This window comes from uncultured Arcticibacterium sp., from assembly GCF_964021845.1.
In the GTDB taxonomy this organism is placed as follows: Bacteria; Bacteroidota; Bacteroidia; order Cytophagales; family Spirosomataceae; genus Arcticibacterium.
In genome coordinates, this window is record NZ_CAXHZC010000001.1 from 1,119,794 (window position 1) to 1,133,057 (window position 13,264).

The following is a 13,264-nucleotide window of genomic DNA, read 5'->3' on the forward strand; positions in this document are numbered from 1 at the left end:
CCTAAAGTAGAAGATACAGGAATAGAACGGGCACGCCGAGTGCTGCGAACTTTTGACTGCGTTCTAGTGCATAAAAAAAGAGCAAGTGAAATACTTACTCTAATGTGGAGGATACAGGAATCGAACCTGCGACCTTTTGACTGCCAGTCAAACGCTCTAGCCAACTGAGCTAATCCCCCTAAAAAATGTCAAACGCTCTGCCTCCCGATAGCTATCGGGAGAGCTAATCCCAAAAAAATGTCAAAAATCTACTCCTCTTTGGCTAGCGGAAGAACTAATTCCTAACACAGCGGCAAATATAAGAGAAGTTTTAAAATTACCAGCCTGGTATCATAAAGTTTACTCCCGTAACCACAGGTTTTTTGCCGCCATTATAAAAAGGCAGGGCAAAGTATGGTTCTAAGATTAAATAACCCAGTACGTTTATTCTTAAACTAAGGCCTGTAGTGATGATTGGGTCTCTTTTGAACTCAATGGAGGAGTCACCAAAACTTGGGTACTCTTCTACCCCACCAATCTTCTTATCTGCCGACCAAACCATACCTGCATCCACAAAGAAATTCAGGTCAGAAGGAAGGAAATTAAAGGGTATTAAGGCTATTTGCTCTGGGCCTGTAAAAGGTAGTCTCACCTCAAAATTAGCTACGGCCAGTTGTTCCCCAGAAAGTGCTTCCTGGGTTATATAGCCAGAGGCTTGTTGTTTTTGGAAAGCACCGGAGTAAAAACCATGCATATACCAAGGGTAACCCAAGTAAAGAGGGTTAATTTGGTTTAAAAGCTCAAGGTTGGTAGGATTTAAACGTGCATTATACTGGAATTTGGCTGCTAGCGTAAATGGTTTTAAAAAGAGATATTTTCTGGCATCTACCAGCACTTCTGTAAAATTAGTAGAACCAAAGTATTGACCTACTTCTAATCTATATCTGTGTCCATTTAGTGGTGCTACGGTACCAAAAGTAGTATTATCACTCACAAAAGCACCATAAACCTTATTCAGGTTAAATCGCTCAAACTGGAAGTTTTCTGGGTATTCGGAGCGTTCTAGCTTTCTTGGTCTGTCTTGGCCGTAAGAAATGTAATCAAATAAATAGCCCGATGGGTCTAAGCCAATTCTTGCATAGCTAGGGTACTCGCGTACGCTGGCAGAATAGAAACTGGTAGACGCCCCTATTTCTATTCTCTTGGTTTTGCTTAATGGCCTAAAGGCAAATAAAGATAAATCGTCAATAAAGATTCTGGCTATTTGCTGGCTTTGAATAGCATTGAAATAATCAATTTGCCCAACCGAACCGAGTGTATCAATAATCTCCGTATCATAACCCACTAAAAACTGATAAGGAATATGAGAAACAGAAGCACCAAACTGTAAAGGGTTCTTTTGATTTAGATAGAATATTTGTCCACCAAAATCCTGTATTTCGCCGTTTAAGGCTACAGTGCCTGATAATTGGTTATTGTTTAGCATATCACTGAACAATGCCGTAATACCACCACCTAAGCCAGTTCCAAAACGCGATGCAGACACTCCTAAGCCTGAATTAGCCAAATAGTCTAGTTTGAACCTTGGGTTATATTTTTTCACTAAAAGCGAGCTGGTTCTAGTTCTAGAAACTAGGCCTTGCTTGTTCAAATTGTTTTGTACCAAATCTCTTCCGTCTTTCCAGTCGAAGGGTGCTAAACGGCCCGCTATTTTGTCAACGGTATTGTCAATCGGTTCTGAAAGTAAATCTGTTGATTTGGCTTTTACTATGCTGTAAGCACCGTTTAAAAAGTAGCTATAAGCTATGTCACCCGTTTCTGAAGCCATGCTTAATGCTGGCGAAAACATGGTGATTCCGCTTACGCCTGTGTAGTAGTTGGTCAGTTTTATTAGTTCTTGACTATCCAAATTATACTTGTAAAGGTTTCTGTAGCCATCTCTGTCAGACAAGAAAACGATGTTTTCTCCTGTTGGGTCGGCGGCAGGATTAAAATTATCTGCTCCGCGTAAGATGTTCAGGTTTTCTACTTCCTTGCTGGCTACATCATAACGGCTAATAGAAAGATTGGCTTTTTCAAGTCTGGCATAGCCACCTTCTCTGTCTGTTACAAAGTAGATGTACTTTCCATCCGCAGACCAACTCGGTTGAATGTCTGAAAACACGTCGTTTGTCAGGTTTTCTACTTCTTTTGACTTTAGATTGAACTGATACAAATCCGAAACACCTTCTACCAAACCAGATACTACCACAGAATTGCCGTCAGGCGACCAAGTGGGGTTTGTAAATGCATCTACGCCTTTTATTGGGTAGGTCTTTTTGCTGCCGTTGGCGGTATTGATAATACTGAGTTTGTTCTTTCCTTTTGACTGCACTACAATGGCCAAGTGCTTGCTGTCTGGCGACCATGTTCCCGCGGTTTCTATAAAACTATAGGAGTCCACATGCCCAGCAAAAGAGTTAGACGAAATCTTTTTAACGATTTTACCCGTTTCTGCGTCTGCTATGTAAATGTCTAAAGACAGCACATTTTTAGAAGAAATATAGGCAATGTACTTGCCGTCAGGGCTGATAGTGGGCGAAACATTCATTTCACTTCCTGTTTCTTCAGAGGCCAATACTAATCCTCTTGCTCCTGTTTCTGTACCTTCCTTTAAAGGTGTGTAAGAGTCAATGAGTGATTGCTTAAACTTGGCAGAGAATCTGTCCAAATCCATGCTAAAAGACCTTTTAAATGCTGCCTGTATACCATAAAGAGCAGTTTCTTTAAATAACGGGCGAATAATATCATCGCCATAAGTGGCAGTCACATAAGCCCAAAAAGCCTGTCCCCAGCGGTACGGGAAATATTTATATTGTTTTGTTACTAAATCTTCAATGGTTGGAATGTCGTCACTTTCAACGGCATCACGCATCCACATAGCTGTGTGAGAGTCTTCACGCCCTATTGACATATATTCAGCCAAACCTTCTACCATAAAGAGCGGTAAGTTGCCAATATTAGCCAATGAGGTGGAATCTGACCCATAGGTCATAGTTTTATACTGAAAAGCGTGTACCAACTCATGTCCTAGAACATGGTCTGTTTGCCTGTGCGTGTACATCATGGGCATCACTACCCTATTTCGAAGGCCTTCTGTAACTCCGCCAGTTCCCTCTCCTATTTGACCGCCAATAGCAGTAGTTTCTTGAAAATCAGGATGATTTTTGTAAATAATAAGAGGATTGGGCGTAATAAACGCCAATTTGAAAACCTCTTGATGCAGTTTATACCAGTGTTCCGAATCAATCATCAGTTTGTCTGCCTGCTCCTTATCTTCAAAGTAATGATAGAGTTCGTAATGCGGACTTTCCAATACTCGGAAATCTATTTTCTTATAACGCGGTTTATTTTGACCAAAATACTGCGATTGAGCAAATACCGTAGGCATGCTTAAAACACATAGAAAAGTGGTTATTAATATTTTTAATCTTTTATTCATTCCTTTTTAATAGGTTCTTAAATAAGATATAAAATGTCGAATTCTACCAATTTCTCCGACCTTTTTATTTGGCTGACCTTCCGGTCGGGACTTCATTTTTTTTGCGAAAAAAAAGCGAAGCGAAAAAAAACATCACCCTGTAAACTCACACACTCAAAATTCTAATTACTTATCAGTTAATTAGAAATTGAATTTTGACCGTGCTCAAACAGTACAGGGCTTTATTACGAATTCATTATTTTTATACTTTTCCTCGAATCCTTGGATTACAGTACTATAAATGAAATTTAACCTTAATTGGTTGCTTAAATTCATCTAGAATATTCTATAGGTCGGGTTATTTTCACAAATCTTGCATTCCAGTAGTCAGATTTTAGGTTATCAATTCGTACTCCACCAGAACTAGAAGCATGTAGAAACATTAACTTCCTGCTACCTCTTTTCTTAATCACCACACCAGTATGATTAATTCTGCTTCCGGCTGTTTTAAAGTAGAGTAAATCACCCTTTCTGGCTTTTCTTAGTTTAATGGTTCTAAAAACTTCCGCCTGCTGATAAGAAACTCTAGGAAAAGAAACGTCCAAACTGCTGAAAGCATTGTGAATCACCCCAGAACAATCAATTCCACGTTTGTCATTTCCGCCAAACTTGTAAGGCGTTCCTTTGTATTTCTTACATTCTTTTACGAAAATTCTCGGTGAATAGTTTGTTTGGCCATAACTTATGGTGGCACTTAATAATGCGAATAGTAAAAATGTTTTTTTCAAGACAGCACGTTTTATGTAATTCTAATTCTCAGAGAAAATGGTCTCCATTTGCTTTATTAAACCTCTTCCTTCGTCAAAGGAAGGTTCAATAAGCTGGTCTTCTAGCCAATTTCCATTTTCGTCTATCAGCAAATAGCTTGGCACGGTATGAATACCGTAAGCTTTCAAAAACTCGCTATTTGGGTTTGCCCTACCTGACTTACTGGCGTTTTCTCCTTTAGAAACCACGCTTGCAAAGTCTTCTGGCGTATCAATAGCGATATTCAAGATGTTTAAATTCTTAGCGTTTTTAAAGTAGTTGCTGATAATGGGCAAATATGTGAGGTCTTTAAGGCATGGCTCACACCAAGACGCCCAAAAGACTATCAATAGCTTTTTCCCTCTGAAATCTTTTAACGAAAAAGCTTGCCCTTCCGTATCAAGCAGGGTAAAATTAGGTGCGGCTTCGCCCAAAGCTTTACCTTTTATCATGGCTAGCTTGGTGTTTAGAAAACTTAAGTACTGCTCATTTTTAGCAAATTCTGAGAAATTACGAATGGCCGTTTCGCTATCGTTCGTATAGCCATTAATATCTAAATCGCCACTTAGTTTATGAGCTATCAACCTTTCGGCAATAGGTTTTCCTATCAAATCACGCGTGAAAGCATACTTTAAAAAGGTATAATCATCCAGTACTCCTTCTTCGTCTATGGTACCCACACTCGCTTTATAAGCTTCTAGCAGACTTTCTACGAAAAACCCGTATTCAAAGGACTTGTCTTGTAGTTTCGGGTTGATGGTTTTGGTCTCAAAATTATTCATAACCATGTTTAGCATGTCATTAGAAATGAGATAATCTAAATAGTATTGGTCTATCCTACCCGTGATATCGGCTCGGCGTAGCCTAAAGAAATCTTCGGATACATTTCTCCTAAATTCATCTAAAAGGGCTAGCTGTTGTTTTCTAAGAGCTTTTAATTTTCCGCCATAAACCTCTGGGCCGTCTTTTATGTATTTGAATAAATCTCTTTCAGCGTCGGTAACTAGTTCAAATCTTTTGCGGTGGCTCAAATAATACAGCCATTTTTCACTTCCCTTGCCCGCTGGTAAAAAAGACTCGTAAAAGTCTACGGCATCTACATCCAAGAAAATATCATCGCCCGGTTCAATTATCTGAAAAAGGACGCCATTTAGGCCATAATTAATGTCTAGGTAGGCCATGTCATCCAAAGAAGCCTCAAAAGAGAATTGATTGGTACTGTCTAAAAACAGGTTATAATCCTCCGGTTCTTCTACCCAATTGCGGTAGAGTGTTATTACAAGCTTGTCTTCGGTAGGATTTTGAATTTTCCCTTTTAGCTTGAAAAGCTCTTGTGCATTTGCAGCAAAGGATGATAAAAGTAGTAGAATGGATAAAAATCTCATTTGGTATCTATGGGCGTAAACTCAAAAGTAAAGTAATTACGTTTTAATATCCTCCAAGATAGTGCAGAAATGACAATACCGAAAACTAAGATAGGCACCTTACACATGATTAAGATGAAAACGGCGATGGCCGTAAAGTAGATTCTCTTCAAGTGAGCATCTTCAAAAGCCCGTGGAGCATAATTATAGGTAAGCCAAAAGAGCATACTGCTCCAAACAAAAATCAAAGAGGAAATGATATGAATCACGGCAATTTTATCAAACCAATAATAGACAAGAAATACGGAGTCAATCAGTATCAATGTTAATGCTGTTAAGGTTCTTTGTTTTAGGAGATTGGGAATATTAAAAGGCATATTTCTTTCAAAAAGCGTATTATTCGCCGAAAAAACACCAAATTCCTTCCCTAAGGGGAATTGACCAGCCACCATCAACAGGATACAGATAAAGAGTAGGCGTTCGTCATATTCGTCGGTAAAATAGAGTTTAGCTCCGCCAATGATGAAGAAAAGTCCGTAAACCTTAGTACTGAAAAATAAGATAGCTTGCTTATTAAGTAAATGCCTCAAATAGTATAAAAATGACCAATTCGGAAATAGACTTCTACTGCGTGCTAAAGCATCAACCTTAAAATCGAAACTAAAATGATGAAGTCGGTAGAATTTTAAAGCGACAGGCAGAACCAGTAAATAAAGGTTTATGGTTACTGTAAAGGCAATTCCCATCACCTTTTCTTCTTGAATAGCCACCGAAATCATAAAAGCTGAATAAGCTATAAATGGAGCGTTCAGGTTTAGTTGTAAAACCAATAATTCAAAGACTTGTTTGGCCTTCGGAAATAGTGTAAAATCTTGCAAAAAAGCGTATTCGGGGAGTTTTAAGGTTCTATGGAAGAATAGGCTTGTTTTCAGCACATGCATTAACCAGAAAAGACTTGCCCAAAGTAACAAAATCGCATTTCCCATAAAGAGTTTGGCAAAAGCTACATGCTCTGTTCCTCTCAAGAAACCAAAGGCCACCAACAAAATGAATAGGTAGAAGCCTATGTTTTGTTTGTAGTATTGTTTTAATATGGTTTTAATTAGTATCAAATGTTTTTTGTTTCGATTTCTTGCGTTTCTAGTTTACCTTTTATAGCTCTTTGGAAGGTCATTTTCTTCCGCAGTCCTGCCGGACAGGCATTACTTTTTTGTAGCAAAAAGTAACCAAAAGCTTTTACCAAAATAAACTTGCACAATGAAAATTCCAATTATCGGGATATGTTGTCTTTCTTTAGAAATAATGGAATTTTAATCATGCTTTAAACAGTATTTTGGCGATTAGGAATTATCTTCTTTTTTATTTTAAAATTTAAAAGGTTTTAGTTCCATAGGAGCGATATGTTAATAGCAAGGGATGAAACCCCTTGTTAAACCATTGAAATATATTTTTGTTTGGCGGGATTTTGGATTTTGCCAAAATCATGACAAACGTTTCTTTATGTATATTTTTCTTATTTCTACAAATAGTTTTTACTTCGCTGCCTTTGCCAGGCTGCACTAGGCGTGCCCGCATACTTTTTCTTTTGGCAAAAACCCGAGGCGTCGGACCGAACCAAAAACCTTGTACCAAAATAAACTCACACAATTAAAATCCCATTGCACTTAAAAGAGAATTAAAATTTTTGAAATTGTTGGGATTTTCATCGTGCTTTAAACAGTATTTTGGTAATAAGGAATTGTCTCATTTTTTATACTCTATTTGACTTTTAATTGTTTGATTTTCTACCATGAATCGGTATTCTACCATTAAGTCGCTTTCTGGTAGGTTGTGGTGAGAGGCTATTAGAATATTTATTCCTTGGCCAACCTTTTTTGCTAGAATGGCTAGTAATTTCTCTTGTGATTCTTTATCGATGGTGGTTAATGGCTCATCTAGGGCTAGGATTTTTGCTTGGCCTATCAATGCCGCTATCAAACTAACTTTCTTTAGCATTCCGCTCGAATACGTCGAAATGGGTGTTTTGTAAAAGCTTGCTACACCGAAAACTTCTATCAGCTCTTCTATTTCGCCTTTATCTGTCTTATATATGCTCTTATAGTAATCTATAATCTCTTTCCCTGACAAATAATCAGGAAAACGAGGTTCTGCGAAGCTGTAATTAATGATTTTTCGGAACGCTATGGGGTCCTTTTGTAAATCTAGTTTTTCGTCAAAAACGACTTCGCCATCAAAGGGTATGATGCCTGAAATGGCCTTAAAGAAGGTCGATTTTCCTGAGCCATTTACACCCTGAAACCAAGTAACACCTGCAGGAATATGTAAAAAAGGAATATCAAGAATCAAGTGACCTTGATATTCCTTTCTGAAGTTTTTTATTTGGAGCATGTGTAAAAATATGAAATACCAGATAACAATGCTTTAAGGCTCGTAGTATTCCATAAACTCCTTGTGGTTTTGATAATAATGCCAACAAAACTCTTCAATTACAGAGCATAGCTTCGGTCTGAAAATTTCTATATATAGAATTCAGAAAAACAGGTTCTAGTCTGTTGAACAGCATCATGCCATGGATTTTACTAGCATAGAAAAATTGACGTCATATTAAATATCATTTCTGACACTTCCTTTTATATTTTAAGTGAGTACATTTATATTAAAATAAAAATGAAATAAATGGCGAAAGATATAGAATATCAAATTAATGGAAATAATTATACGGTCTCAATTGAAGGTTCCCCTATTCTTCAATTTGGTGAAGACGAAGTGCTTTCAAAAGTAGATTCAGATATCACTTTTGGACAGCCATGGTATGATGAAGGTTTTACGGAAGTGGACTTATTAAATGAAAATGAGTTTTCTGACCTTAAAACCGGATTAATTACAAGCATAGAAGACATTATAAAAAAAGAGCTTTCTATAGTTCCAGAGAATTTTAATCTTGAAAACTACCATTACTTTGTAAAAGATGATGCTAGCCATTTTAAAATTGTTTCTAAGACACGAGATTTATTTGAAGAAGATTTCAAATTTCCAATTACACAATTAATTAGCCGTTTAGGGGATAAACTAGGCTTTAACCTAACAGATGTGGATCCTTCTAACAAAAAGAAGCTTCATATAATAGTACGAATTAACAGACCTCAGTCCAACGATTATAATCCACCTCATAAGGATATTTACGAAGGGGTTGATAGTGATTCAAATATCCCGCAGTTCGTGAATTTCTGGATTCCTATTGCTGGTGTTACCAATAAATCATCTCTTCCATTGGCTCCTAAAAGTCATAAAATAAATGAAAAGCTCATCAACAGAACATTTGATGGAGGTATGATGGAAGGAAATAAATATAGAGTAAGAATGATTAAATCTTGGGGAGGCGACAATAGCTTCATAAGATCCAATGTACAAAGTGGGCAAGTTTTAATTTTTTCGAGTCACCTTATTCACGGTCTTGCAATTAACAATGAGGAAGATAAAACAAGAGTAGCTTTAGAGTTTAGGCTTTTTAAAGACAATGCTTAAGAAAAGGCTTTGGCAAAATTTAAATACTGAAACTAATCCTATTTTATTTGGCCGCTGAAAATAGCAAGAAATCATACGACAGAAGGGAAGCCAAATGGCTGGGGTGAAATAGACGAAAGAAAGGTAGTAGAGTTATTAACAAGGGCTATTTTGTCTGGAATAGACTTCTCTATTCTAAGAATTGAATTACTCGAGAACAAACGCAAAAAATGGTATTGAACAGGTCCAAAACAATTATAACCTACTCATAAGCCAGCCTTACTGGAGTTCTTTTAAGTAAAATTTCCTTACGGCCAAGCTGTGCTGCTATAAAACGATATAATCAATGAGCACAAATATTTGGAAGATGGTTTTTTAGATAAAATATCCAAATGATATCCGAGATGGCAATAGGCAAAGGCCGTCTCCTATTTTTGAGACAGCCTTTTTTAGTATTCAATATTAAAATATCATCTCACCCTCAAAATTCCCTGCATCACCGTATAATGCCCAGGGAAGGTGCATACAAAAATGTAATCCCCTTTTTCTTTTGGGGCGGTGAAATAGATGCTTTCGGTGCTTTCTGGCTGCGTGATTCCTGTATGGAAAAGCACATTGTCAGACTCTGGTACATAGCCCATTTCTGGTCCTTTTAAACCTAGTGTTAGTGCTGCCTGCCCTACTTCATTGACGGTATTTGGTTTTACTATAACCAAATTGTGAAGCATGTCGTCATTGTTATTGAAAACCATTTTCACTTTGCTTCCTGCTTTTACTTGAAATTTGGTTTTATCAAACTTCAGTCCTGGGACAGTGCCAATCGTAATGGTTACATCGGCTTTTCCGTTCCAGCTTTCTGGCATTTCTACTACTCGCTTAGCTGAAATCACTTCTGGCGTATCGCTCATGTCCATTTTATGTTGGTCATGATTCATTTCTTCTTGAACTGCATAAAGGTCTAGGTCTAAAGCCTCAACCTCTTTATTAATAGAATTCAAGGTAAAATAGCCAATGTTATGGAGAAGTTCTTCTCCAGCGGTGGTTCTTATACCGTCTGTAGTAATACCAAAAATGTAGCCTAACCTCATAGAATCTACTGCTATATGAACAGACTTTCCATCTTCAGAAAGTGATAGTCCGCTTATCTTAACCTCTCTTTGATTTATAATAGGGCTACCGTAATTGTGGTGATACTTATAGTTAAAACTTTGAATATCATAGGAGGAGACTTTTAATGCTTCTTCTTCGCTAATTTCTTCCGTAAATTCTAAAATAAATCCGTCGGAGGCAGACTTGATAGACTTAATTTCGAATGGAATTGCTCCCGTCCACTCCATTCTTTGTACGCCAAATTTGTCTCTACCAGTTGCAGACCATCCTCTGCTGGTTTGACCCACAAACATAGAATTATCTAAACCCCATTGCATTCTTAAAATACCCGATTGAAAACCTTCTCTAAAAGGAAAACATGCACCTTGATACACACCATTTACTTTTTCCATGGCCACTCTCATTATTTTAGAATGTCCTTGGTCGCCTACAAAGTATTGTCCTTCAAAAGGCCCAAACTTGCCGTTTGAAGTATCTTGGACTATGTCTGACGTGGAAATACCCATCAATGTATGCGGAAACCAAACTGCAGGAGGCTTTATTCCAGGTACGCCCTGAGCTACATCAAATAGTGGCTCACCAGTATCAGGAATATCTTCTGGTGTTAGTTTAACAGGAGAATTTGGCTCACCAGACCAAATCAAGCTTTCTGGATTTCCTGCAAAATCTCCTTTCTCTAAATGTGTCATTCTTCCAGAACCCACCCAGTCTCCTTGGTTTTCTGCATAAAATACATCGCCCTCGTTGTTGACCATATAACCCGCCGGAGAGCGTAAACCAGAAGCAAAAGGCTCCATGTTACCATCGTCATCAAGAGAAATCATCCAACCTCTCCATTTTGACTGAGAAGAACCATGCCCTATCCAGTCTAGATTTAAGGTAAAAAGCTTCTTACCGTCTTTCATCAAAACGGGGCCATACGAATATTGATGATAGTTGCCCGAAAGTGGCCATTGATAAAATGACCTAAAAACATCCGCTTCTTGGTCGCCGTCTACATCTTCTAAATGCGTTACCTCGCCACGCTGTGTTACCCAAAACTTATCATCCAAATATTGTATTCCCAAAGGCTCATGTAGCCCTTCGGCAAATTTCTTATAAGTAGGCCTAGAATTACCATACATATAAGGGTTGCTTATCAGCCAAACTTCCCCTCTCCTAGTAGAAACACCCAAGCGGCCATCATTTAAGACAGTCATTCCTCCCACTTCTAGCTCTACTCCTTCAGGAATTGGCAGTGTAATTATTCTGTAATAATCGTCTTCCGTTTTTACATCTCCTTGAGCATGAATAGATTTAGCTCCCAAGAACATCAAAGCACTAAAAACGGCTATATTTCTAAATTTTAATTTCATTTTTTACCAGATTAAAGTGTATGATTCTATTTCTTGTGCACTCCCTATGAGCCGTTGTACCTCGCCTTTCTGCTCTATTTTTACTGCAGTAGCGGACGACAATTCAATATAATATTCGTCTGTCCTAAATAAGGTATCACTTAATTTCTCAATAGTTCTGGCTTCTGCCAGTAAATACTTGATATCCTTTTTATCGGCAGATAGAGAAACTTCCATTCCGTTTTTGACAGGCTCCAATTTCTGACTTACGGCGGACCCGTTTAAAGAAAAAAGATAAGTTGGAATGCCTTTATTGTCTAAAAAATACTCTTCCAGTTTAAAGTCGTCGTTCTCCTTTTGAAAGAAACTAGGTTTACCAGATAGTTTAACACTTTGACCCAATGCTTGCAGTATTTGTGGCTCTCCTCTTTGATACCACATTTCGGTTACATCCGCAAAATCACCTTTCCAAACATAGAGGAGCGAACCGTTTTCCAAATCAAGGGAATAATGTCTTTTTTGAGGGGTACCCACCGAAATAGCTTTCGTTCTCTTTTTACCGTCAAAATTCACAAAAGAACGCACTGTTTTAGCCTTAGCGGCATCCGTATGAAGATAAATGCCACCAACTGGTTTATTTACAGGTAAGTTTTTAGCATCATGAAGTGGATATGGCTTAAAATCCACGCCAGAGACAAAAAGCCCGAAACCTGGAGACCACCAAACTCTTTCATATTCATATTCAAAACTGTGATTTCCAGCTTCTAACTCTATTACTTTCGTTTCTGGAATTCTAAAAACAATGTTATCCGAGCCGGCTACTTCTTCGCCATCAATCTTAAATTTTCCTTTACCTTGGTAATCTACAGTAAAGGCATAAAGGTCTTTTTCTGACACTTTCAAGGTGCCTGTATAGGTTATAACAAACCTTTTGAAATCATGTGGAACATTGAATGTCATAGTTTCTGATGTACCGCTAAGGGCAGAACTATTATTAGAATTTTGCGAGTCTTCTATTTTATACTTCAGGTTAGACACACTTATCGGTGACTTAGATTTCAATGTAGTATAAGCCATATTTCTTATGGCCATAGTACCTTTTACTAAGTTAATACTTAATGGTGATTCCATTGCCTTTGCATCATTTAGAAAATAGTTTTCGGAAACAGTAACTCCGTTAATCACTAGCCTTTCTAAAAGGCCTGAATTTGTATCGTGAGAATTGTAAACCAATTCTACTTTTTGCCAAAGGCCAGTTTCTTTAGAGACATTTTGAGAAGGCTTTAAATCTCCCAGTCCACTTTTAATAGTGCCCATTTGCTCTCCTGACCCATTCCCTAAGCTAATAACTAAAGCATTTTGAATAATAAGCGTCGCGTCTGTGCTTTGCGATTGCAAAAACTCAAATTCTAATTTAAAGGAGCTAAATTTCTTTTTGGAGGTCATGCTGCCACTTCCCAAAGAATAAAGAACGCCCTTGCCATTAGTGATGTCAATTTTGTCTTCAAAAGGGTGGATACTTAGATTTTGGGCTTCCTTCCATGGTTTTACCCAATCTGAGCTTTGAAAGGGGGTTAATGGGAAGTCTTGAGCTTGTAAGCTCAGTACAGGAAGCAAGAAGAAGAGTAGCTTCCAAAAGGATAGTTTCATATAAAATAGGATTAATTCGTTCAAATTTATAGAAGTCTATTCGAGATTTCTATTTT

8 protein-coding genes and 1 tRNA gene are annotated in these 13,264 nt (G+C 37.7%); 1 reads left to right on the top strand and 8 read right to left on the bottom strand.

Translation table 11 applies throughout. The features are described from left to right. Positions 1 to 105: 105 nt before the first annotated feature. The 6 genes from AADJ06_RS04755 to AADJ06_RS04780 form a co-directional block, all read right to left on the bottom strand. Positions 106 to 179: transfer RNA gene (locus tag AADJ06_RS04755), tRNA-Ala, on the bottom strand. A gap of 137 nt (positions 180 to 316) precedes the next feature. Further along, on the bottom strand, positions 317 to 3,460 hold the full coding sequence (locus tag AADJ06_RS04760; RefSeq protein ID WP_341225258.1) for a DPP IV N-terminal domain-containing protein: 3,144 nt from the start codon (positions 3,458 to 3,460) through the stop codon (positions 317 to 319). Between the two features lie 311 nt (positions 3,461 to 3,771). Further along, positions 3,772 to 4,227, bottom strand: a complete 456-nt coding sequence (locus AADJ06_RS04765) for a C40 family peptidase (protein ID WP_341225259.1) — start codon at positions 4,225 to 4,227, stop codon at positions 3,772 to 3,774. 21 nt (positions 4,228 to 4,248) lie between these two features. After that, positions 4,249 to 5,631, bottom strand: a complete 1,383-nt coding sequence (locus AADJ06_RS04770) for a TlpA disulfide reductase family protein (protein ID WP_341225260.1) — start codon at positions 5,629 to 5,631, stop codon at positions 4,249 to 4,251. After that, on the bottom strand, positions 5,628 to 6,722 hold the full coding sequence (locus AADJ06_RS04775) for a hypothetical protein (protein ID WP_341225261.1): 1,095 nt from the start codon (positions 6,720 to 6,722) through the stop codon (positions 5,628 to 5,630). The genes AADJ06_RS04770 and AADJ06_RS04775 overlap by 4 nt, the downstream gene beginning before the upstream one ends. A 631-nt stretch (positions 6,723 to 7,353) precedes the next feature. Beyond that, positions 7,354 to 7,998: an ABC transporter ATP-binding protein gene (locus AADJ06_RS04780; protein WP_341225262.1), complete on the bottom strand. Its 645-nt coding sequence runs from the start codon at positions 7,996 to 7,998 to the stop codon at positions 7,354 to 7,356. A gap of 288 nt (positions 7,999 to 8,286) precedes the next feature. On the opposite strand from AADJ06_RS04780, the gene AADJ06_RS04785 reads away from it, so the two are divergent. Further along, the gene (locus AADJ06_RS04785) at positions 8,287 to 9,135 is read left to right on the top strand and encodes a phytanoyl-CoA dioxygenase family protein (RefSeq protein WP_341225263.1); all 849 of its coding nucleotides are present in this window, start codon (positions 8,287 to 8,289) and stop codon (positions 9,133 to 9,135) included. Positions 9,136 to 9,584: 449 nt separating this feature from the next. Here the strand turns inward: AADJ06_RS04785 and AADJ06_RS04790 are convergent, their stop codons facing one another. Both AADJ06_RS04790 and AADJ06_RS04795 read right to left on the bottom strand, forming a co-directional pair. After that, on the bottom strand, positions 9,585 to 11,537 hold the full coding sequence (locus tag AADJ06_RS04790; protein ID WP_341225651.1) for a plastocyanin/azurin family copper-binding protein: 1,953 nt from the start codon (positions 11,535 to 11,537) through the stop codon (positions 9,585 to 9,587). Between the two features lie 45 nt (positions 11,538 to 11,582). Further along, positions 11,583 to 13,208 carry a hypothetical protein gene (locus AADJ06_RS04795; protein WP_341225264.1) on the bottom strand — a complete coding sequence of 542 codons (1,626 nt, stop codon included), beginning with the start codon at positions 13,206 to 13,208 and terminating at the stop codon, positions 11,583 to 11,585. Positions 13,209 to 13,264: the final 56 nt, after the last annotated feature.